Below are 20,086 nucleotides of genomic sequence, written 5' to 3'. Positions count from 1 at the left end.
TTAGAAAACTCCGTGCGGAGTTTTCAAGGGAGCCGGCCCCTGCGGCTCAGATGTTCAGCGGCGGGAACGACTTCACCAGGTCATCCAGCGCCTTGATCTGCGTGAGGAAGGGCTCCAGCTTGTCCAGCGGCAGGGCGCTCGGGCCGTCGCACTTGGCCTGGGCCGGGTCGGGGTGGGCTTCGAGGAACAGGCCCGCCAGACCGACCGCCATGCCGGCGCGCGCCAGGTCGGCCACCTGCTCGCGGCGGCCGCCCGATGCGGCGGCGCCGGCCTCGCGCTGCTGCAGCGCGTGGGTCACGTCGAAGATGATAGGCAGGTTCTGCGACACCTTCTTCATCACGCCGAAGCCCAGCATGTCGACCACCAGGTTGTCGTAGCCGAAGCAGGTGCCGCGGTCGCAGAGGATCAGCTTGTCGTTGCCGGCCTCCTTGAACTTCTCGACGATGTTGAGCATCTGCGAGGGGCTCAGGAACTGGGGCTTCTTGATGTTGATGACCCGGCCCGTCCTGGCCAGCGCCACCACCAGGTCGGTCTGGCGCGCCAGGAAGGCCGGCAGCTGCAGCACGTCGACCACTTCGGCCACAGGGGCGGCCTGGGCGATCTCATGCACGTCGGTGAGCACCGGAACGCCGAAGCCGTCCTTCACGGCCTGCAGGATCTTCAGGCCCTCGTCGAGGCCGGGGCCGCGGTAGGAGTGGATGGAGGAACGGTTGGCCTTGTCGAAGCTGCCCTTGAACACATAGGGAATGCCCAGCTTCTGCGTGACGCGCACGTATTCCTCGGCGCTGCGCATGGCGAGGTCCTTCGACTCGAGGACGTTGACGCCGCCGAAGAGGACGAAGGGCGCCTCGTTGCTGGTGGCGACTTTGGGGGTGATGGTGACGGTGGACAAGGTTTTCTCCTGACGGTGCTTCGTTCGATGCAGGGGCCTATTGTCGTTGCGCCGGCCGGGCCGGTGTTCAGCCCCCCGGCGTCACCGTCAGGTAGAAGGGTGTCAGCGTGCCGGCCACCGGCCGAAGCAGCTTGAGCAGCAGCGGCTTTCCGTAGCCTTCGCCCGCCAGCCGCTTGAGCAGGTCGGACAGCTGGGCCAGCGGCACGCCGTCGCAGCCGATGAGGATGTCGCCGCTGCGCAGCCCGTCGCGCGCGGCGGCCGAGCCGGTCACCACCTCGACCACCCGCACGCCGGTGGCTACCGGCCATTCGTTCTCGCGCACCCAGCGCCGGGGCAGCGCGACAGCCGCGCACTGCACGCCCAGCTTGCCGCGCCGCACGGCGCCGTGGCGCATCAGCTCGCCGGCCACCCAGCGGGCGGTGTCGATGGCCACCGCGAAGCTCAGGCCCTGCGCCGAGGGGATCACGGCCGTGTTCACGCCGATGACCCGCGCCGCGCTGTCCAGCAGCGGGCCGCCCGAATTGCCGGGGTTGAGCGCCACGTCGGTCTGGATCACGTCCTCGATCATCCGGCCGCCGCGCGAGGGCAGGCTGCGGCCCAGCGCGCTCACGATGCCGGCGGTCACGGTGAAGTCGAAGCCCAGCGGGTTGCCGACCGCCACCGCCAGCTGGCCAGGCTGCAGCGCGGCCGAGCTGCCCAGCGGCAGGAAGGCGCTGGGGTGCGACTCGATGCGCAGCACGGCGATGTCGGTGGAGGCGTCGATCCCGACCAGCCGCGCCACGCTCTCGGTGCCGTCGGCGAAGGCGGCGCGCAGCTCGTTCGCGCCCTCGACCACGTGGGCGTTGGTGATCGTGAAGCCGTCTGGCGTGAAGAGAAAGCCCGAGCCGCTGCCGTGGGCGGCGGCATTGCCGCGCTGGGCCGGCTTTCGGACCTTGATGTGGGCGACCGCCGCGCTGGCGGTGTGGGCCACCTGCGTGACGGTGGCCGAATAGGAGTCAAGAATGAATTCGTCGCGCGCGCCCATGGAGTACCTCTTCTTTCAGTCGGCGGAACCCGCTGAAGTTGGCGGCGCGACGGGGCTTTTCAACCCGGGCGAACAGGTCGCAGGGGCGGGCGCCGGTTCATGAAGCCTTCAGCAGCGGCTAAGCGATTCTTCAGCCGCCAACCGGACACTGGGCTTCCCGGAACAACAAGCCATACCCACGGGCAAACCAGCTTGATGAAGCACTTCATTCTTCTGCTCGCCGTCGCCACCCTCGCGGCAGGCTGCGGCCACGACCGCCATCGCAACAGGGACCGCGACCACAACGGCATTCCCGATCGCTACGAGCGCAACCGCGACAGCGATGGCGACGGCGTTCCCGACCGCTACGACCGCCGGCCGGACAACCCGCGCAAGTACTGATCCGCCGACGGAGGCTCAGGGCGCCTTCGGCCGCGACGATGGCTCCCACGAGTCCGGCGTGGTCGCCACCAGCGACTTGAAGTCCTTCCACGACCGCGCGCCCGCAATGGTGCGCCCGCCGACGATCAGCCCCTTGGCGAACACCACCATGCGCTCGCGCAGGTAGGCGCGGTCCGACTCGGGCCAGGTCTCGATGGAATGCGGCCCGCGCGCGAGCACGATCTCCTTCAGGCCGCGGATGCGGTTGTAGGCCGCCACCGTGCCTTCCAGCGTCTCGGCGCGGTCCCACAGGCCCTTGCCGAAGAAGGCGGCGGGCCAGCGGTCCATGCCCGCGAGCGTGGACGAGTTGGGATAGAACACGATGTGGTGCTCGGCCGCCATGCCGCCCAGGAACAGATTGCGGTCGGCCAGGTCGGGCGAATCGCCCACGTAGCCCGCGCCGCTGGCGAACGACGACAGCAATATCGCCCCGCGTATGTTGCGCAGCCCCTTGGGCGGCGTGCAATTGGGCTGGGGCATGTCGAAGCTGCACTGCGCGACGTAGTTCTTCGTCATGGCCCAGGCGGTGGACATCGAGCCGCGCGAATAGCCGCCGAGCACCAGCGGGATCTCGCTGGCCGGCATGCCCGCCAGCAGCCGGCCCCGCGTGGCTTCGCCTTCCAGCAGCTCGCCCTTCGGTGTGAGGATGCGCAGGCCGCGTCCGGTCTCCAGCGCCGTGAGCGCGCGGAACACGTCCTCGCCTTGCTCCAGCGTGTTGGTGTCGCTGAAGCCGCCCGACAGCCCCTCGCCGCGCCGGTCGTAGGCCAGCACGTCGAAGCCGGCCTGGTTGAGCGCGTACAGGTTCTCGCGCCACCAGCGCTGGCCCATGGTCTCGGTGGTCGCGTTGGGAAAGCTCACCGGCACGGTCTTGCCGGTCTTCGGGTCGATGCGGTACGAAACCTCGTCGGGATGCTGGATGGCCGTGAGCTGCCCGCCGCCGCCCGGCGCCATGACGACCAGCGCGCGCGTCTTCCTGCCCTTGGCGTCGGCCACGCCCGCGCCCTCGATGTACCAGCCGCGCAGCTTGATGTCGCCGGTCATCTTCAGGTCGAGGCGCTCGAAGGTGTCGCGCGGCGCGGTGAACTCCACCACGTAGGTGCGCGCGTCGGCCTCGGCGATGCCTTCGCGGTACGGCGCCTTGGCGAAGAAGGCGGGCCGGCGGATCTGTTTCAGGTCGACGATGCCGTCCGGGTCGATGCGCCCGGACGGGTCGACCACGCCGGTCGAGCGCGTGGCGCGCTCCTTGTTGGGCGGCAGCCAGCGCTGCATCTGCGCGTCGATGCGCTTGAAGCAGGCCGGGTCTTCCTTGCAGGCGCGCCAGCGGGCCTTGAGCTTGTCGTCGGTGAATTCGCTGATGTAGTAGTTGCCGCCCGCATAGCCGGTGGGCGGGTGGTTGGCCGTCATCAGTACCGGCACGCAGACCTTGGGGCCCCTGCTGTCCTTCGGGTTCTGCGGCAGCAGGTAGCCGCCCATCATCGCGTTGCGGTCGGTGCCGACCCAGGCGGTGCAGTCGGTGGGCGGCGCCGTGGTCACAGCGGCCTGGCGCTGGGCCTCGCTGGGGCCGCCGCATGCGCTGAGCAGCAGCGCGGCCGCCAGTCCTGAAGATGTGGCGGCGACCCGCAGGCAAGGCTGAAGCCGGGGTGGGCGCAGGATTGTTGCGGTCATCGGGTGCGTCGGATGGTCAGGGAGAAAGGAGGAGAAGGAGGGGAAAAAGAGGAGGTCCGAAGCCCCGATCTTCGCCGCACCGGCGTTCCCGGAATGGGGCCGGGGCCGTTTCAGGATGCAAGCGGGCCCCCTGGCGGCGTGTAGGAACTCTCCTGCACGCGCACGAGCGGATTTCTGCTCCCCGGCGCCGCCCGGTGCGAGCCCAATCCCCGCCGACTCCCAGGAAGGAGACCCAAGGAGACAAGAGATGAACTTCGAAGGCATCTACTGTTTCGATACCGCGAGCGTGCGTTTCGCCTTCTACCCCGAAGGCCCCGCCGGCCCCCGCGTGCTGGCGCAGATTTCCGAGGAAACCCTGCATGACGAATTCGGCGTGCACGAGATCGGCGATCGACTGCTCGATGTGTGCCGTGACCACTTCGACGCGATAGAACCCGCGGCCGTCGCGCGCTACCGCGGCGCGGCGGGCCGAGCCATCACGCTCACCATCGAAGACTTCGGGCTTCGCGCCTGACCCTGCAACGGCAGGCGTCTCCACGGAGCGAAAAGCTCCGGTGGAGGTTTGCGCGCAACGCGCGCGGTGTTCTACGACGCGCTCGCGGATGGGGATGGCGCGCGGTGCCGTATCTCGCTTTGCAGGGCTCGCTGACCGGCCGAGAGCGCCAGCTCGTAGCTCTCCGCCGCGTCGAAGGCCTTGCGCAGCACGCGCGGATGCGTGCCCTGGTCGTCGGTTTCGAGCAGCTGCCACACAAATGCGCCCGGCAGCGGCTCTTCGATGATGAGTTCGATCGGGTTTGTCATGGCTTCACCATGGCCCTGCGCGGTCGTCTTGTCTGTAGGCCCGGAGCGACGTTGGAAGGCAGGCGGGGCGGGCGAATTCTCAGTGTCGCCCTTGCTCGGGGACGCCGCCGGCCGTCATCCGCTGCAGCAGCGGCTGCCGCGCCAGCACCTCCTTGCATGGCCCGTGGTCGAGCACATGGCCGGCCTCCATCAGCACCACCGTGTCGAAGCGGTCGAGCAGGCTCAGCCGGTGGACCGAGGCGATCACGCAGGCGTCGGGAAACGCATCGGCGATGCGCCCGAGCACGCGGGCTTCGGTGCTCGCGTCGAGCGCGCTGGTCGGCTCGTCGAGCAGGAGCAGCGAGCTGCCCTGCGCCGCGAGCACGCCGCGCGCGAGGCACAGCCGCTGGCGCTGGCCGCCCGAGAGATTGAAGCCCCGCTCCGACACGGCCGTGTTCAGGTCGCCGTGGGTGGCCTTCAGCACTTCGTCGAAGGTGCTGACGCGCAGGGCGGCTTCGAGCAACGCGTCGTCGCGGGGCTGGCCGAAGGCGAGGTTCTCGCGCACGCTGGCCTCGAAGAGCTCGGTTTCCTGCGGGATCAGCGTGGCGAAGTGGCGCAGCCGCACCCAGTCGGCGGGCTGGCCGTCGAGCAGCAGCGTGCCGCTGCCCGGCGGATAGAGCCCGGCCAGCACGCGAAGCAGCGTGCTCTTGCCGCCGCCGCTCGGACCGACGAGGGCGATGCGCTCGCCCCGGCGCAGCGTGAGCGCCACGTCGTGCAGGCCGCTGCGTGCCGGGCCGGTGGCTTCGGCTTCCGCCGGAGCGTTGCGCGGCGCATAGCGCCATTGCAGCGCCTGTATTTCCAGCTGCCGCCATGGCGCATCGGACTCGATCCGCTCCGAGGCGGGCAGCTGATCGGGCGATGTGCCGAGCGCCTCCTTGCTCGAAGGCGCCTGCCAGATCGGCTCGGCGCTGCCGTAGTCGGTGTGCATGCGCGCGAAAAAACTGAAGTTGGCCGCGACCGAGGTGACGACGCCGGCCGCCTGCTGCGCGTACTGGTAGATCATGAAAACCGCGCCCAGCATCACGGCCTGCCCGGGCGTGCGCGACTGCCACACGTAGACCACCACCAGCCCCCAGGTCAGCAGCAGTCCCATCAGGTCGACCGCGAACCACTTGCCCTCGTTCAGCACCACGGTGCGCTTCAGCGGCAGCGAAATGGCGGCCATGCGCCGGCGCAGCAGCAGCCGTGAGGCGCCCTGCAGGCGCAGGCCGATCACGGTCGAGGCGTTGCCCAGGAAGTCGAGCAGCGCGGCCACGTAGCGCCGGTCGGCGTCGTTCTCGGCGCGCGCCAGCTTCATCAGCGCGCGGTCGATGCGCACGATGACCAGGCCGATCAGCACATAGCCCGCGAGCGCCGTCATGCCGCTGGTGCGCGACAGCAGCGCCAGCGCCACCAGCGGCCCGACGAAGTTGACGGCGTTGGTGAGCCAGATGAACTGGTTCTGCGCGAAGTCCGACAGCGCCCGGCTGGCCTGGTGCACGCGGTGCTGCAGCTCGCCGGAGTGGTGCCCGTCGTGCCAGGCCAGCGGCGCGGCGGCGATGCGCGCATAGAGCTGGTCGGCCAGCGTCTCGCGCACCTTCACGCCCACGTTGCGCTCCAGGATGCGGCCCGGTCCGTGCAGCCCCCACGCGCCCAGGGCGACGCCGGCCAGCGCCGCGATCCAGCGCCCGGCGGTGCCCAGCTCGCCGCGCTGCAGGGCGTTGATGGCCTGGCCCGCGAGGTAGGGGAGCGTGAGGCGAATGAGCTGCGAGGCGGCGAGCAGCGCGGTGGCCGCCAGCAGCTGCGCCCGCGCGCCGGCCGCGAAATGCCACAGCGCGGCGTACAGCTCGCGCATCGCGCCGGCGGGGCTGGTCTGCCTTGTCTTTCTGGTTTCTGCGGTTGCCTGCTGCATGCGCGTCAGCCCGCCTTGCGGAAGGTGAGGTTGATGCGGATGGCGCCCAGCAGCGGATGCGGTTCGTCCTTCAGCGGCAGCACGCCGTGGTAGCGCAGCCGGTCCTCGCCGCCCCAGACCACCACGTCGCCGTGCGCGAGCGGTATGCGCGCCGCCTTGTCGCCGCGCGCATGGCCGCCGAAGAGGAACACGGCCGGCATGCCCAGCGACACCGAGACGATGGGCGCGCCGTAGTCGCGCTCGTCCTTGTCCTGGTGCAGCGACAGGCGCGCGCCGGGCGCGTAGCGGTTGACCAGGCAGGCGTCGGGCGCGAAGCCCTCGAAGCCGGCCGCCGATGCAGCCTCGCGCGCCAGCCGGGCGAGGGGCTCGGGCATGGCGGGCCAGGGCTTGCCGCTGTCGGGATCGGTCGCGCTGTAGCGGTAGCCGCGCCGGTCGCTGGTCCAGCCCAGTGCGCCGCAGTTGGTCAGAGCCACCGACATGGTGAAGCCCCCGGGCGTGACGAGATGGCGGAAGGGCGCCTCCGACTCCACCGCACGAATCGCGGGCAGCAGTTCGTCGACGAAGGGCAGGGCGAAGCCGGGCAGCACGAAGGCGCCGGTGCCCAGCGCCTCGCGCGCCGGCCGGGGCGGGTCGTCGAACAAGGCAAGGGTGGCTGCCGCCGCGGGCCGGCCGCGGCTGCCCGTATTCCTGGAGTTCGTCGTCATCCTGTTCATGCGCCCCGATCTTGCCCAAAAGCCAAAGCCGCCTCGCGGGCTGCGTCGTGTGGCAGGTGGGCGGGTGGGCCGGCGCCTCCCATGTTCGCGTGATGCCCTCCGGCTTCCCAGACCTTACCCTCGTCACCCCTCTGGCCAAGAGTAGTTCTTAGGGATTAAATTCCAAAAAATACGCATTCAATGGGTGACGGTGAATCCATCATGGACGGTGCTCGACTCGCTCTCAGCGTTCCAGAAGGCTGGACGGGCTGGATCGAGCTCATGCGTACGCCCAGCGGCACCTACGCCGGCATCGCCGAACTGAGCTTCAGCGGCATTCCGCGCTGTGCGCTCGTCATCACCCAGCAGCTGTCCTGGGACGCAGCGGTCGAGAGGGCCACGCTGCGGGCCGATCACTTCGTCAGGCAATGGGTGCCGTCGCGCCGCTCCTGAAGGGGGCTTGAATCTCGTGCGGCGGCGCAGCACATGCGCCGGGCTCGTGGTAGAAACCGCGAGCCTTTTCCGGGCCTCGCCCGGCCCCCGACTCCAAACCAAGCGCCGCCATCCATGCCGAATTTCCGCCGCCGGACAGCCGACAGACCGCATGTCCGATGGCTGGCCTGCCTGCTGCTCGGCATCGCGGCGCTGTTCATGGCGGGCTGCGCCGGCCTGCCGTCGGAGGTGCAGCGCAAGCCCTCGACGGCCATCTCCGATGGCGCCGACACCAGGCTCGGCCGCCTCGTGAAGGCCTCGGCGCCGCCCGGCGAGCCGCTCAGCGGATTCCGCCTGCTGCCGATGCCGCAGTTCTCGCTGCATGCGCGCATCGAGCTCGCGCGCCGCGCACAGCGCTCCATCGACGTGCAGTACTACCTCGTGCAGAACGACGAGACCGGCCGCTACCTGCTGCGCGCCCTGCGCGACGCGGCCGACCGGGGCGTGCGCGTGCGGCTGCTGGTGGACGACCTCTACACGGCGGGCGCCGACCCGCTCTTTGCCAGCTTCGCCTCGCATCCGAACGTGGAGGTGCGCTTCTTCAACCCCTTTCCCGCCGGGCGCGAGCGCTTCGGCACGCGCTGGGCCTGGTCGATCCTGGACTTCGACCGCGTGCACCGCCGCATGCACAACAAGCTCTACGTGGTGGACAACACCATCGGCGTGATGGGCGGGCGCAACATGGCCAACGAGTACTTCCTGCGCGACGGGGGCTCGAACTTCATCGACATCGACACGCTGGTGGCCGGCGAGGTGGTGCCCAGGCTTTCTTCGCTGTTCGACATGTACTGGAACAGCCCGTACGTCTACCCCATCGAGTCGTTGGTGCCGCCCGACGGCCAGACGCCGCAGCAGCTGCGCGAGCGCTTCGACCGCCTCACCACGGGCCCCGAAGAGCTGCACCCCGAGGAGCCGGGCTCCACCGACCTGCTGGGCAACAACCCGCTGGCCAAGGACCTGGACGCCGGCGAGCTCAAGCTGGTCTGGGCGCGCGCCGAGGCGTACGCAGATCCGCCCGCCAAGGCGCTCGGGCCTACCGACGAGGCGCGCGGCCTGCCCGCCGACGAGTCGAAGGACAGCGTGCTCTACAACGTGCAGCGCTACCTGCGCGGCGCCGAGAACGAGATCATGCAGACCACGCCCTACCTGATCCCGGGGCGCGGCGGCATGGAGACGATCCGCATCGTGCGCGGCAACGGCGTGGGCTACACCATCGTCACCAACTCGCTGGCGGCCACCGACGAGTCGCTGGTGCACATCGGCTACCGGCGCTACCGCGCCCAGATGCTGCGCCTGGGCGTGGAGCTGTACGAGCTGAGCCCCAAGCGGGTGGAGCAGACGAAACGCTTCGGCATGTACGGCTCGGCCAGCGGCCGGCTGCACGGCAAGTCGGCGGTGATCGACCGCAAGATCGTCTTCATCGGCTCGATGAACTTCGATCCGCGCTCGATGCTGCACAACACCGAGGTCGGCATCTTCATCTTCAGCCCCCAGATCGCCCAGCAGCTCACCAGCCTGATCGGCTTCATACGGCTGGACGGCGCCTACCAGCTGCAGCTGGGGCCGAAGGGGGCCATCGAGTGGGTGAGCCCGGCCTCGGGCGACGCGGCCGACACCATCCTCCACCAGGAGCCCGAAACGGACTTCTGGTCGCGCTGGAAGCTGGAACTGCTGGCGCCGCTGGTACCCGAGAGCCTGCTTTAGGCGAGGGCTGCCCGCATCCTCAAAACAGAGGATGGTCGACAGGAGGGGCCTCCAGAAGAATCGCACCGCTCGTGTTACGAGTTGATTCTTTTGTTTGCTCCTTCACCTGACAAGACCATCCATGAAAACTGACATCGCGACCCCCGCGGCCTCCGGCCGGTCCTTCTTCAAGACGACGCGCTGCGCATGCGCAGTGGCGCTGCTGATCTCGCTCGGTGCCTGTGGTGGCGGCGGGGGAGGCGGAGGCGGCGGCTTCGCCGGTTTTCCGACTGCAGTGAGCGGAGGCGGTAGCAGCAACCCGCCGGCCAGCGACCCGCCGGCAAGCTCGGCGCCGGTTACGTTTTCGGGCACGGCGGCCTCCGGTTTGCCGCTGGTGGGTACCGTCACCGTCAAGGATGCCAAGGGCGCGAGCAAGACCGTGCCGCTGGTCGACGGCAAGTACACCGTCGACGTGAGCGGCATGACCGCGCCCTTCGTCTTGCGGGCCGAAGGCACGGTGGCCGGCGAGCGCACGGTGATCCACTCGGCCGCCACCGCGGCCGACGTCAACGGCAACATCAACATCACGCCGCTGACCGACCTGGTGGTGGCCAACATCGCCGGCCGGCTGGCCTCGCAGTACTTCGACGGCGGTGAGTTCGCTTCGCTCTCGGCCGACGAGCTCAAGGCCGAGTCGGACGCGCTCAAGGCCAAGCTGCTGCCGGTGCTGCAGGCGATGGGCGTGGACGCCAGCATCGACCTGCTGCGCACGGCCTTCACGCCGCTTTCGAGCGCGCTCGACAAGGCGCTCGACGTGCTGCGCGTGAGCGTGGACCCGGCCACCAACGTGGCGACCATCACCAACATCGTCACCCAGCAGCAGATCGCCGACGACCTGGCGGTGAAGGCGGCGGCCGAGCCAGCCGCCACGCCGATGAGCGGCTCCGGCATGGACACCGCGGCCGACGACGTCGTGGCGATCCGCAAGGTGTTCTCGGACTTCGTGGGCAAGTTCGCCACCGGGCTGCCCGCGCCGTCCGCGCTGCTGCCTCTGATGACCGACGGCAGCAACCCCGTCACCGGCACCTACGGCTTCAGGGCCTCCGACCTGAACGCCTCGCAGTTCGCGAACGAGACGGCCACCGACATCAACCTCATCGGCGCCAGCTTCACGGACGTGGTGATCCAGCGCATCAACTACACCATCGACGCGAACAACACGAGCCCGCGCGCCTTCGTCGAGTTCACGCACAAGGACAAGAACGGCGTCGCCTTCAGCAACAACCAGGGCATGCAGGTCGTCAAGGGCACGGACGGCGCATGGCGCCTGCGCGGCGACGGGCGCGTGCTGGACATCAACCCGCACATGCATGCCACCAAGGAGAAGGCGACAGGGTGCGTGAGCAGCTCGCTGCAGTTCGAGATCCAGGACACGAACACCAGCAACAGCAGCACCGTCGCCTCGGTGGTCGTCACCGGCCCGGGCCTGCCCGCCGGCGGCCTGCGCCACCTGCGTCCTTCCGGCGGCGGCGCGTGGGCCATCGACGGCGGCTCGAGCTTCAACTACTACTACCTGACGTCGAACTGCAGCGGCCTGCCGAACGCCGGCCTGAGCGACAGCGCGATCGCGGCACTTCCCGCCACGCCCGAGTACACCTTTACCGCCTACGAGAGCGACGGCACGACAGTGGCCAAGTTCAACGGCTTCGACATCATCTACAAGCACCGCTTCCACGGCCGTCCGCTGACGCTGGCCGAAACCGCCGCCGTGAGCTACCCGGCCTTCTCGACAACGCCGGCCCTGTCGTCCTACCTGGGCGGCAGCGACTTCGCCGTCAGCGCCACCGGCCTGAACCCGGCCTTCGCCGCGCAGTTCTTCCTGAACCTGATCGCGGGCCCCTCCGCCGGGGCGCAAGACCTTGCCGACGTCGCGCCGTCGGCCACGGGCACGGCATCGAAGACCTTCAACCTGCCGGCGCAGGGCTCGGTGTCCTTCCGCAACATGTTCGTCAGCACCTACGACAGCAACTGGCGCGAGATCGTGCTGCGCGACTCCACGACGTCCGAGTGATGGATTGAGGCAGGGAGGGGCGCCGGCCTTTCGGGCGCCCGGAAAAACGAAAAGCCCCCGAGAGGGGGCTTTTTCATGCCGGCGAGCGCGGCGCTTACTGCATCAGCCGGCCGCTGAGATACGGCTCGGGGTCGACCGGGGTGCCGTTCTTGCGGATCTCGAAGCGCAGCTTCACGCGGTCGGCGTTGCTGCGGCCCATCTCGGCGATCTTGTCGCCCTGGCGGACGACGGCGTTTTCCTTCACGAGGATGGTCTGCACGTGCGCGTAGGCCGTGAGGAAGGTCTCGTTGTGCTTGACGATGACCATGTTGCCGTAGGCCGGCAGTTCGCCGCCCACGTACACCACGCGGCCGTCGGCCGAGGCGACGATCGGGTCGCCGAGGTTGCCGCCGATGTCGATGCCCTTGACGCGGTCGCCGTCGAAGCGGGCGATGGTCGGGCCGTTCGCGGGGCGGATGAACAGGGCCGCCGGGCGCTGCTGCACCGGTGGCCTGGCCGCCGGCGTCGTCGGCCAGGGGGTGTTGAGATCGACCGTGGTACAGGCCGCGAGGCCCGTGGCGAGCAGCGCCGCGGCGCCGAAACGGAAAACAAAAGTCTGAAGGTGCATGGGGCTCTGTTCGAACGGATTCGTTGCGGAGGGTTCCTGCAAACCGGCGCGCCGGGCGCGCCACGCGGGGGATGCTAGCAAACCGCTGCGCCGGCGCACCACGAAAGAGCAACCGGCTGTGAGGAGGACATTGGCGCTGCGCTACTTGAGCGGAATGGGCGTGCCGCGGTCGATGGGCACCGCCGTCACGCTGTTCTTGGGCGAGCCGTCGATCAGCAGGTCGGAGTAGGTCAGGTAGACCAGCGTGTTGCGCTTGGCGTCCACCATGCGCACCACGCGCAGGCGCTTGAAGAGCACCGACAGCCGTTCGCTGTAGACCTCCTCGCGCTTGGGCAGCGGCTGGGTGATGCTCACCGGGCCGACCTGGCGGCAGGCGATGGAGGCTTCGGCCTTGTCCTCGGCCACGCCGAATGCGCCGGCCAGCCCGCCGGTCTTGGCGCGCGAGACATAGCAGGTCACGCCGCTGACCTTGGGGTCGTCGTAGGCCTCGATCACGATCTTGTGGTCGGGGCCGATGAGCTTGAAGGCGGTGTCGACGTCGCCCACAGCTTCCGCCCTGGCCGCCGCTGCCGCCAGCGCGAAGCCGAGGCTGGCGCTGCACAGGAGGGTGGCGCGCAGTGTCTTGTTCATGGGTTTCGTCATCAAACGATGCTGAGTTCGTGCACGCGGTCGAAGCTGCCGCGGCGGCGGTCCGCGAAATAGTGTTCGAGCGTCTCGCGCACCGTGCGGAAGGCGATCTCGTCCCAGGGAATCTCTTCCTCGGTGAAGAGCCGCGCCTCGATGGTCTCGTGGCCCGGGTCGAACTTGTCGTCCAGCAGGCGGGCGCGGTAGAACAGGTGCACCTGGCCCACGCGCACCACGCTGATCACCGAGAACAGGCCCTCGAGCTCGAAGTTCGCGCCGGCCTCCTCGTCGGTTTCGCGGGCTGCGCCCTGGGCCGTGGTTTCCTCGAGTTCCATGAAGCCGGCCGGCAGCGTCCACTTGCCCCAGCGCGGCTCGATGTTGCGCTTGCACAGCAGCACCTTGTCGCCCAGGACCGGGATGGTGCCGACCACGTTCAGCGGGTTCTCGTAGTGGATGGTGTGGCAGGCCGGGCAGACGGCGCGCTGCTTGGTGTCGCCGTCGTCCGGCACGCGGTAGACCACCGCGGTGCCACAGTTCTTGCAATGCTTGATGGGTACGCGCAGAAGCATGAATGAATCCGGCCGCCGTCTTCAGACGATCCTGACGGTCAGCGCCGGCAGGCCCGCGACTTCGCCCACCAGCGTGTCGCCGGCCACCACGGCAGCCACGCCCTCGGGCGTGCCCGTGTAGATCAGGTCGCCGGGCTGCAGCTCCCAGGCCGCCGACAGGTGCTCGATGGTCTCGGCCACGTTCCAGATCAGCTTGCTCACGTTGCTGCGCTGGCGGTCGGTGCCGTTGACCTGCAGCGAGATCTCGGCCTTCTCGGCGTCGCCGGCCTGCGCCACGGGAACGATCGGGCCGATGGGCGCGCTCTGCTCGAAGCCCTTGCCGATGTCCCAGGGACGACCCTGCTTCTTCATGTCGTTCTGCAGGTCGCGGCGGGTCATGTCGAGGCCGACCGCGTAGCCGTAGATGTGCTTGTGCGCGTCGGCTGCCGCAATGTTCTTGCCGCCGGTGCCGATGGCGACCACGAGTTCGATCTCGTGGTGCAGGTTCTTGGTGAGCGAGGGGTAGGCCATGGTGCCGGTCTGGCCCGCGTCGACCACCACCAGCGCATCGGCGGGCTTCATGAAGAAGAAGGGCGGCTCGCGGCCGGTGAAGCCCATTTCCTTGGCGTGATCTTCGTAGTTGCGGCCCACGCAGTAGATGCGGTGCACCGGAAAGCGGGCTGACTGGCCGGCCACCGGCACCGAAACGGCGGCGGGCGGGGCGAAGACGAACTCGGAAGCCATTGCGACGTGTCCTTTTTTCAGGGAAGCCAAGCGGGAAACCGGCAGTGTGCCAGAGGCGGGAGGCTCACAATAGACGGCCCGCGCGGCGTATTCCCTTCCCATTTCCCTCGTTTCCCACCATGCCCATCCGAATCGGCAAGGCCGGCAAGGCCAATGCTCTCAACGAACTCGGTCGCCAGCGCGACGATGAGGGCGACCAGGACGGCGCGCTCGAAGCCTACGCGCAGGCCGGCGCCATCCTGCCGAACTGGTCGGCCCCCTGGTACAACATCGGCCTCATCCACAAGTACCGCGGCGACTGGGCCGCCTCGCTGCAGGCCAACGCCCGCGCCGTGCAGTGCGACCCGCGCAACGAGGGCGCGATCTGGAACCTCGGCATCGCCGCCACCGCGATGGGCGACTGGGCCACGGCACGCAGCGCCTGGCGGCAGTACGGCATCAAGGTGCCCGACGGCGACGGGCCGGTCGACTTCTTCATCGGGCTCACGCCCATCCGCGTGCATGGGGACGAGGGCACCGAGGTGGTGTGGGCCGACCGCATCGACCCGGCGCGCGCCATCCTGCGCAACGTGCCCACGCCGGACTGCGGCCACCGCTATGGCGACCTCGTGCTGCACGACGGCGCGGCCAACGGCTACCGCCTGCGGGGCGAGCGAGAAGTGCCGGTGTTCGACGCCCTCGAGTTGATCGCGCCTTCGGAGTATTCGACCTACGAAGTCACCGTGGAGGACGCGACGCAGGAGGACATCGACGCGCTGGTCAAGCGCTTCGAGGCCGCCGACGCCAGCGCCGAGAACTGGACCACCAGCATGCAGATGCTCTGCCGCGCCTGCTCCGAGGGCCGGCCCTACGGCGAGGGCCAGCACAACCATGGCGACGGCGAGCCGCCCGGCACGCTGGGGCCGTGGCGCATCGGCATCGCGGCCCGGGAAGAAGAGGCTGCGCGCCGCATCCTCGGCGAGTGGCGCGACGCCATCGCCGCCAACTCGCCGAAGGCGGCGTTGCAGGACTTCCGCTGCGTGCTGGCCGGCATGCCCCGCTCCTGATACCTGCCCCGACACTCCGCTCCAGAGGGAGCGCTATCCTTGCGACACCATGAAGCTGCACAACTATTTCCGCTCCTCCGCCTCGTTCCGCGTCCGCATCGCCCTCAACCTCAAGGGCCTCGACTTCGACTACGTTCCCGTGCACATCGCGCGCGGCGACCACCGCACCGGCCCCTTCGCCGCGATCTCCGCCGACCGGCTGGTGCCGCTGCTGGAAGACGAGGGCGAGCGCTTCTCGCAATCGATGGCCATCATCGAGTACCTCGACGAAGTGCATCCCGAGCCCGCGCTGCTGCCGCGCGACCCCGTGGGCCGTGCCCATGTGCGCGCACTGGCGCAGTCGATCGCCTGCGAGATCCACCCGCTCAACAACCTGCGCGTGCTCAAGTACCTCGTGAAGGACCTGAAGCTCGACGAGGAAGCCAAGAACGCCTGGTACCGCCACTGGGTGCGCGATGGCCTGCAGGCCTTCGAGCGCCAGCTCGCGCAGTACCCCGCCGGCATCTACTGCTGGGGCAACACGCCCACCATGGCCGACTGCTGCCTGGTGCCGCAGATCTTCAACGGCCGCCGCTTCGACTGCGACTTCAGCGGCCTGCCGCGCACCATGGCCGCCTTCGAGGCCTGCATGGAGCTCGACGCCTTCCAGCGCGCGCAGCCCTCGCAGGCACCCGACGCGGAAGCCTGAAGCCGATGGATGCTCGCTGGCTCGTGCCCGAGTGGCCCGCGCCGCCCAACGTGCGGGCCGTGTGCACCACGCGCGAGGGCGGCGTCTCGCTGGGGCGCTACGAAAGCCTGAACCTCGGCGACCACGTGGGCGACGAGCCCGCGCATGTGGCGGACAACCGCAACCGTTTGCGCGCTTCGATCGGGGCGCGCCCGGTCTTTCTCCAGCAGGTGCATGGCACCGGCGTGGTCGAACTCGATGCCGCGCAGAGCATCGTGCGCGATGGCACGGCCGCCGACGGCTGTACGGCCACTGTGGCCGGGTTGGCCTGCACCATCATGGTGGCCGATTGCCTGCCGGTAGTCTTCACCGACGAGGCCGGCCATCGCGTGGCCGCCGCACATGCCGGCTGGCGCGGGCTTGCAGGCGGAGTGCTTGAGCAGACTGCGAGGGCATTCGATGGCGCTTCGGGAGTCATCGCCTGGCTGGGCCCTTGTATCGGTCCCAAAGCCTTCGAAGTGGGGGCGGAGGTCAAGACCGCCTTCGAGGCGCATGCGCCCGAAGCGGCGTCCTGCTTCCGGCCTGCGCCCGCGTCCGGCAAATGGCTGGCGGACCTGCCCGGACTGGCGCGCCAGCGGCTGCGCGCGGCGGGCATCGAATCGATCCACGGCAACGACGGCAGCGACCCCTGGTGCACCGTCGGCAACCCGTCACGGTTCTTTTCGCACCGGCGCGACGGCATCAGCGGGCGCTTCGCCGCGCTGGTCTGGAAGGTTTGAGTCCGCCGTTCCGCCCGGCCGGCTTGCTTCTTCGGCGGCCGCACGCCGCGCCGCTTCCTGCGCCTCGAGTTCGCGCTGCCTGATGGCACGTCGCCGCGCGGGAGTGCCCATCAGGTAAACCACCAGTGCGACCGGCGCCAAACCGTACAAAAGAAATGTGAAGATGGCGCCCAGCACGGTGCCGGTGGTGTTGGTGGCTTCGGCCACGGCCATCATCAAGGCGACATACAACCAACCGATGACGATCAGATGGACAAACACGAGAAGTTTCAGTTGGTAAGTGAAGGGGGCGGCGTTGTGAGGGCCCTTTGAATGCAGCATACTCAAATCACGCAAGCCATCCGTACCGTTTCAGGCGAGGACCAGGAGACATGATGAAGCAACAAGCCACGGGGGCCGATGCGTTCGCGCCCTTCCAGCAGGCTCTTTCACAAGGATGGACCCAGGCGCTGGAATCTTTCCGGCAGTCCACCGCGCAGGCCGGCTCCGCCTTCGACATCGGCGGCACGCCGCTATGGCAGTTGCCGAAGATGCCGCAAATGCCCCAGATGCCCGAGCTGCCCCGGTTTTCCATCGACCCCGAGAAGCTCCAGTCCATCCAGCAGCAGTACCTTGCCGAGGCCACCGAGCTCTGGCGCCAGGGCTTCGGTGCCAAGCCCGAGGGCGACAAGCGATTCGCGGGCGAAGCCTGGACCCATAGTCCGCTGTCGGCCTTCTCGGCGGCCGTGTACCTGCTCAACGGCCGCACCATGCTGAGCATGGCCGAGGCCATCGAGGCCGACGAAAAGACCAAGGCGCGCCTGCGCTTCGCGGTCGAGCAGTGGATGGCCGCCTCGGCGCCCAGCAACTCGCTGGCCTTCAATGCCGAGGCGCAGAAGAAGGCCATCGACACCCAGGGCGAGAGCATCGCCAAGGGCATCCGCAACCTGCTGAACGACGTGAAGCAAGGCCACCTCAGCATGACCGACGAGAGCGCCTTCGAAGTGGGGCGCAACGTGGCCACCACCGAGGGCGCCGTGGTGTTCGAGAACGAGTTCTTCCAGCTGCTCGAATACAAGCCGCTCACGCCCAAGGTGTACGAGCGGCCCTTCCTCCTGGTGCCGCCTTGCATCAACAAGTTCTACATCCTCGACCTGCAGCCCGAGAACTCGCTGATCCGCTATGCGAACGAGCAGGGCCACCGCGTGTTCGTGGTGAGCTGGCGCAACCCCGACGAGTCGATGGGCAAGGCCACCTGGGACGACTACATCGAGAACGCCGCCATCAAGGCGATCCACACGGTGCAGGAGATCAGCGGGAGCAAGCAGATCAACGCGCTGGGCTTCTGCGTGGGCGGCACCATCCTGAGTACCGCGCTGGCCGTGCTCGCGGCGCGCGGCGAGAAGCCGGCCGCCTCGGTCACGCTGCTCACCACGTTCCTCGACTTCAGCGACACTGGCATCCTCGACATCTTCGTGGACGAGCAGATGGTGCAGTACCGCGAGATGCAGCTGGGCAAAGGCGGCCTGCTGCCCGGCGGCGACCTGGCCTCGACCTTCAGCTTCCTGCGGCCCAACGACCTGGTGTGGAACTACGTGGTCGGCAATTACCTCAAGGGAGAGACCCCGCCGCCCTTCGACCTGCTGTACTGGAACAGCGACGCCACCAACCTGCCGGGCCCGTTCTACGCCTGGTACCTGCGCAACACGTACCACGAGAACAAGCTGGCCAAGCCGAATGCGCTCACCGTGTGCGGCGAGAAGATCGACCTGGGCAGCATCGACATCCCGGCTTACATCTACGGCTCGCGCGAGGACCACATCGTGCCCATCGGCGGTGCGTATGCATCCACGCAGCTGCTGCCCGGCAAGAAGCGCTTCGTCATGGGCGCCTCGGGCCACATCGCCGGCGTGATCAACCCGCCCGCCAAGAAAAAGCGCAGCCACTGGATCCGCGAGGACGGCAAGTTCCCGAAGACCCAGGCCGAATGGCTGGCCGGCGCGCAGGAGCACCCGGGCAGCTGGTGGACCGACTGGGCACAATGGCTCAAGGGGCACGCGGGCAAACAGGTTCCAGCGCCCAAGGCGTACGGCAACGGCAAGGCTTACAAAGCCATCGAACCGGCGCCGGGACGCTACGTCAAGGCTCGCGCCTGACCTTCGCTTCGCTACACCTCGATTTCAAATCACTTCAACGGAGAACCTCATGGAAGACATCGTCATCGTTTCGGCAGCACGCACGGCGGTCGGCAAGTTCGGCGGCTCGCTCGCCGGTATCCCGGCCACGGAGCTGGGTGCGATCGTGATCAAGGAAGTGATTGCACGGGCCAACCTCACGGCGGAGCAGGTCGGCGAGGCCATCATGGGCCAGGTGCTGGCGGCAGGCGCGGGCCAGAACCCCGCGCGCCAGGCGTGGCTGAAGAGCGGCGGCGCCAAGGAAACGCCGGCGCTCACCATCAACGCCGTGTGCGGCTCGGGCCTGAAGGCCGTGATGCTGGCGGCGCAGGCAGTTGCCACGGGCGACAGCGAGATCGTCATCGCCGGCGGCCAGGAAAACATGAGCGCGGCGCCGCACGTGCTGCCCAACTCGCGCAACGGCCAGCGCATGGGCGACTGGAAGCTGGTCGACACCATGATCGTCGACGGCCTGTGGGACGTCTACAACCAGTACCACATGGGCATCACCGCCGAGAACGTGGCCAAGAAATACGGCATCGACCGCTCCGCGCAGGACGAGCTCGCGCTGGGCAGCCAGACCAAGGCCGCCGCCGCGCAGGACGCCGGCAAGTTCAAGGACGAGATCGTCGGCGTGAGCATTCCGCAGAAGAAGGGCGACCCCGTCGTCTTCAACACCGACGAATTCATCAACCGCAAGACCAGCGCCGAAGGCCTGGCCGGCCTGCGCCCCGCCTTCGACAAGGCCGGCGGCGTGACGGCGGGCAACGCCTCGGGCCTGAACGACGGCGCCGCCGCCGTGATGGTCATGACGGCCAAGAAGGCCGCGGCCCTCGGCCTGAAGCCGCTGGGCCGCATCGCCAGCTACGCCACCGCCGGCCTCGACCCCGCCATCATGGGCATGGGCCCCGTGCCCGCGTCGACCAAGGCGCTGCAGCGCGCCGGCTGGAAGGCCGCCGACCTCGACCTGCTCGAGATCAACGAAGCCTTCGCCGCGCAGGCCTGCGCCGTGAACAAGGAAATGGGCTGGGACGTCAACAAGGTGAACGTCAACGGCGGCGCCATCGCCATCGGCCACCCCATCGGCGCCTCGGGTTGCCGCATCCTGGTGACGCTGCTGCACGAAATGCAGCGCCAGAACGCCAAGAAGGGCATCGCCTCGCTGTGCATCGGCGGGGGCATGGGTGTCGCACTGACGATCGAGCGCTGATCGGCGTCTTGTCGTCCTCCCGATGACGGTGCCTGGCG

At 68.7% G+C, this 20,086-nt stretch carries 21 protein-coding genes; 10 read left to right on the top strand and 11 right to left on the bottom strand.

The window, feature by feature from the left end:
• Positions 1–46: 46 nt before the first annotated feature.
• Both kdsA and AC1VNX_RS20880 read right to left on the bottom strand, forming a co-directional pair.
• Complete coding sequence (gene kdsA / locus AC1VNX_RS20885) at positions 47–892, bottom strand: 3-deoxy-8-phosphooctulonate synthase (protein WP_483159013.1); 846 nt, start codon at positions 890–892, stop codon at positions 47–49.
• Between the two features lie 67 nt (positions 893–959).
• Positions 960–1,916, bottom strand: a complete 957-nt coding sequence (locus tag AC1VNX_RS20880) for a S1C family serine protease (protein WP_483159011.1) — start codon at positions 1,914–1,916, stop codon at positions 960–962.
• A 195-nt stretch (positions 1,917–2,111) separates the two neighbouring features.
• On the opposite strand from AC1VNX_RS20880, the gene AC1VNX_RS20875 reads away from it, so the two are divergent.
• The gene (locus AC1VNX_RS20875; protein WP_483159009.1) at positions 2,112–2,297 is read left to right on the top strand and encodes a hypothetical protein; all 186 of its coding nucleotides are present in this window, start codon (positions 2,112–2,114) and stop codon (positions 2,295–2,297) included.
• 15 nt (positions 2,298–2,312) lie between these two features.
• On the opposite strand, the gene AC1VNX_RS20870 is transcribed toward AC1VNX_RS20875, so the two are convergent.
• On the bottom strand, positions 2,313–4,001 hold the full coding sequence (locus AC1VNX_RS20870; protein WP_483159007.1) for an alpha/beta hydrolase: 1,689 nt from the start codon (positions 3,999–4,001) through the stop codon (positions 2,313–2,315).
• A gap of 247 nt (positions 4,002–4,248) precedes the next feature.
• Here AC1VNX_RS20870 and AC1VNX_RS20865 point away from each other — a divergent pair, with 247 nt between their 5' ends.
• A complete protein-coding gene (locus AC1VNX_RS20865) occupies positions 4,249–4,515 on the top strand; it encodes a hypothetical protein (protein ID WP_483159005.1) in 267 nt (88 codons plus the stop codon).
• A 71-nt stretch (positions 4,516–4,586) separates the two neighbouring features.
• Here the strand turns inward: AC1VNX_RS20865 and AC1VNX_RS20860 are convergent, their stop codons facing one another.
• From AC1VNX_RS20860 to alkB, 3 genes are all read right to left on the bottom strand, one after another.
• Positions 4,587–4,802, bottom strand: coding sequence for a hypothetical protein (locus tag AC1VNX_RS20860; RefSeq protein ID WP_483159002.1), 216 nt, complete (start codon positions 4,800–4,802; stop codon positions 4,587–4,589).
• Positions 4,803–4,881: 79 nt separating this feature from the next.
• Entirely contained in the window at positions 4,882–6,732 is a 1,851-nt protein-coding gene (locus AC1VNX_RS20855; protein ID WP_483159000.1) for an ATP-binding cassette domain-containing protein, read from the bottom strand.
• A 5-nt stretch (positions 6,733–6,737) separates the two neighbouring features.
• Positions 6,738–7,436: a DNA oxidative demethylase AlkB gene (gene alkB, locus AC1VNX_RS20850; protein WP_483158998.1), complete on the bottom strand. Its 699-nt coding sequence runs from the start codon at positions 7,434–7,436 to the stop codon at positions 6,738–6,740.
• 210 nt (positions 7,437–7,646) lie between these two features.
• Between alkB and AC1VNX_RS20845 the strand changes: the two genes are divergently transcribed.
• The 3 genes from AC1VNX_RS20845 (at position 7,647) to AC1VNX_RS20835 (ending at position 11,670) form a co-directional block, all read left to right on the top strand.
• Positions 7,647–7,877 carry a hypothetical protein gene (locus AC1VNX_RS20845; RefSeq protein ID WP_483158997.1) on the top strand — a complete coding sequence of 77 codons (231 nt, stop codon included), beginning with the start codon at positions 7,647–7,649 and terminating at the stop codon, positions 7,875–7,877.
• 114 nt (positions 7,878–7,991) lie between these two features.
• Positions 7,992–9,620: a phospholipase D family protein gene (locus AC1VNX_RS20840; protein WP_483158995.1), complete on the top strand. Its 1,629-nt coding sequence runs from the start codon at positions 7,992–7,994 to the stop codon at positions 9,618–9,620.
• A 121-nt stretch (positions 9,621–9,741) separates the two neighbouring features.
• Complete coding sequence (locus AC1VNX_RS20835; protein ID WP_483158993.1) at positions 9,742–11,670, top strand: hypothetical protein; 1,929 nt, start codon at positions 9,742–9,744, stop codon at positions 11,668–11,670.
• Between the two features lie 94 nt (positions 11,671–11,764).
• Here the strand turns inward: AC1VNX_RS20835 and AC1VNX_RS20830 are convergent, their stop codons facing one another.
• The 4 genes from AC1VNX_RS20830 to AC1VNX_RS20815 all read right to left on the bottom strand — a co-directional run bounded on the left by AC1VNX_RS20830 (position 11,765) and on the right by AC1VNX_RS20815 (position 14,193).
• Positions 11,765–12,277 carry a murein hydrolase activator EnvC family protein gene (locus tag AC1VNX_RS20830; protein ID WP_483158991.1) on the bottom strand — a complete coding sequence of 171 codons (513 nt, stop codon included), beginning with the start codon at positions 12,275–12,277 and terminating at the stop codon, positions 11,765–11,767.
• A gap of 141 nt (positions 12,278–12,418) precedes the next feature.
• Positions 12,419–12,907: a CreA family protein gene (locus AC1VNX_RS20825; RefSeq protein ID WP_483161995.1), complete on the bottom strand. Its 489-nt coding sequence runs from the start codon at positions 12,905–12,907 to the stop codon at positions 12,419–12,421.
• A gap of 11 nt (positions 12,908–12,918) precedes the next feature.
• Positions 12,919–13,470, bottom strand: coding sequence for an NUDIX hydrolase (locus AC1VNX_RS20820; RefSeq protein ID WP_019653272.1), 552 nt, complete (start codon positions 13,468–13,470; stop codon positions 12,919–12,921).
• 21 nt (positions 13,471–13,491) lie between these two features.
• The gene (locus AC1VNX_RS20815) at positions 13,492–14,193 is read right to left on the bottom strand and encodes a fumarylacetoacetate hydrolase family protein (RefSeq protein ID WP_483158988.1); all 702 of its coding nucleotides are present in this window, start codon (positions 14,191–14,193) and stop codon (positions 13,492–13,494) included.
• A gap of 119 nt (positions 14,194–14,312) precedes the next feature.
• On the opposite strand from AC1VNX_RS20815, the gene AC1VNX_RS20810 reads away from it, so the two are divergent.
• From AC1VNX_RS20810 to pgeF, 3 genes are read left to right on the top strand one after another with little or no spacing between them, the layout of a single operon-like run.
• On the top strand, positions 14,313–15,239 hold the full coding sequence (locus AC1VNX_RS20810) for a tetratricopeptide repeat protein (protein ID WP_483158986.1): 927 nt from the start codon (positions 14,313–14,315) through the stop codon (positions 15,237–15,239).
• A gap of 49 nt (positions 15,240–15,288) precedes the next feature.
• The gene (gene maiA, locus AC1VNX_RS20805) at positions 15,289–15,927 is read left to right on the top strand and encodes a maleylacetoacetate isomerase (RefSeq protein WP_483158984.1); all 639 of its coding nucleotides are present in this window, start codon (positions 15,289–15,291) and stop codon (positions 15,925–15,927) included.
• A gap of 5 nt (positions 15,928–15,932) precedes the next feature.
• Positions 15,933–16,685, top strand: a complete 753-nt coding sequence (gene pgeF, locus AC1VNX_RS20800; protein ID WP_483158982.1) for a peptidoglycan editing factor PgeF — start codon at positions 15,933–15,935, stop codon at positions 16,683–16,685.
• Here pgeF and AC1VNX_RS20795 read toward each other — a convergent pair.
• Positions 16,617–17,006, bottom strand: coding sequence for a hypothetical protein (locus tag AC1VNX_RS20795; RefSeq protein ID WP_483158980.1), 390 nt, complete (start codon positions 17,004–17,006; stop codon positions 16,617–16,619). The genes pgeF and AC1VNX_RS20795 overlap by 69 nt on opposite strands.
• A gap of 53 nt (positions 17,007–17,059) precedes the next feature.
• Here AC1VNX_RS20795 and phaC point away from each other — a divergent pair, with 53 nt between their 5' ends.
• Both phaC and AC1VNX_RS20785 read left to right on the top strand, forming a co-directional pair.
• A complete protein-coding gene (gene phaC / locus AC1VNX_RS20790; RefSeq protein WP_483161994.1) occupies positions 17,060–18,820 on the top strand; it encodes a class I poly(R)-hydroxyalkanoic acid synthase in 1,761 nt (586 codons plus the stop codon).
• Between the two features lie 49 nt (positions 18,821–18,869).
• Entirely contained in the window at positions 18,870–20,048 is a 1,179-nt protein-coding gene (locus AC1VNX_RS20785; RefSeq protein ID WP_483158978.1) for an acetyl-CoA C-acetyltransferase, read from the top strand.
• Positions 20,049–20,086: the final 38 nt, after the last annotated feature.

This window comes from Variovorax sp. TLI9-5A (assembly GCF_056867935.1).
The sequence above is the reverse complement of the archived record's forward strand: the minus strand, read 5'-3'. Positions and strand labels throughout refer to the sequence as shown.

Bases quoted from the DNA above. Each gene is read 5' to 3' on its own strand.
- AC1VNX_RS20870 (WP_483159007.1), bottom strand. From the start codon at position 4,001: ATGACCGCAACAATCCTGCGCCCACCCCGGCTTCAGCCTTGCCTGCGG.
- AC1VNX_RS20860 (WP_483159002.1), bottom strand. From the start codon at position 4,802: ATGACAAACCCGATCGAACTCATCATCGAAGAGCCGCTGCCGGGCGCA.
- AC1VNX_RS20865 (WP_483159005.1), top strand. From the start codon at position 4,249: ATGAACTTCGAAGGCATCTACTGTTTCGATACCGCGAGCGTGCGTTTC.
- AC1VNX_RS20785 (WP_483158978.1), top strand. From the start codon at position 18,870: ATGGAAGACATCGTCATCGTTTCGGCAGCACGCACGGCGGTCGGCAAG.
- phaC (WP_483161994.1), top strand. From the start codon at position 17,060: ATGAAGCAACAAGCCACGGGGGCCGATGCGTTCGCGCCCTTCCAGCAG.
- AC1VNX_RS20825 (WP_483161995.1), bottom strand. From the start codon at position 12,907: ATGAACAAGACACTGCGCGCCACCCTCCTGTGCAGCGCCAGCCTCGGC.
- AC1VNX_RS20795 (WP_483158980.1), bottom strand. From the start codon at position 17,006: ATGCTGCATTCAAAGGGCCCTCACAACGCCGCCCCCTTCACTTACCAA.
- AC1VNX_RS20820 (WP_019653272.1), bottom strand. From the start codon at position 13,470: ATGCTTCTGCGCGTACCCATCAAGCATTGCAAGAACTGTGGCACCGCG.
- AC1VNX_RS20840 (WP_483158995.1), top strand. From the start codon at position 7,992: ATGCCGAATTTCCGCCGCCGGACAGCCGACAGACCGCATGTCCGATGG.
- maiA (WP_483158984.1), top strand. From the start codon at position 15,289: ATGAAGCTGCACAACTATTTCCGCTCCTCCGCCTCGTTCCGCGTCCGC.
- AC1VNX_RS20815 (WP_483158988.1), bottom strand. From the start codon at position 14,193: ATGGCTTCCGAGTTCGTCTTCGCCCCGCCCGCCGCCGTTTCGGTGCCG.
- AC1VNX_RS20830 (WP_483158991.1), bottom strand. From the start codon at position 12,277: ATGCACCTTCAGACTTTTGTTTTCCGTTTCGGCGCCGCGGCGCTGCTC.
- AC1VNX_RS20845 (WP_483158997.1), top strand. From the start codon at position 7,647: ATGGACGGTGCTCGACTCGCTCTCAGCGTTCCAGAAGGCTGGACGGGC.
- alkB (WP_483158998.1), bottom strand. From the start codon at position 7,436: ATGACGACGAACTCCAGGAATACGGGCAGCCGCGGCCGGCCCGCGGCG.
- pgeF (WP_483158982.1), top strand. From the start codon at position 15,933: ATGGATGCTCGCTGGCTCGTGCCCGAGTGGCCCGCGCCGCCCAACGTG.
- AC1VNX_RS20810 (WP_483158986.1), top strand. From the start codon at position 14,313: ATGCCCATCCGAATCGGCAAGGCCGGCAAGGCCAATGCTCTCAACGAA.
- AC1VNX_RS20875 (WP_483159009.1), top strand. From the start codon at position 2,112: ATGAAGCACTTCATTCTTCTGCTCGCCGTCGCCACCCTCGCGGCAGGC.
- AC1VNX_RS20880 (WP_483159011.1), bottom strand. From the start codon at position 1,916: ATGGGCGCGCGCGACGAATTCATTCTTGACTCCTATTCGGCCACCGTC.
- AC1VNX_RS20855 (WP_483159000.1), bottom strand. From the start codon at position 6,732: ATGCAGCAGGCAACCGCAGAAACCAGAAAGACAAGGCAGACCAGCCCC.
- AC1VNX_RS20835 (WP_483158993.1), top strand. From the start codon at position 9,742: ATGAAAACTGACATCGCGACCCCCGCGGCCTCCGGCCGGTCCTTCTTC.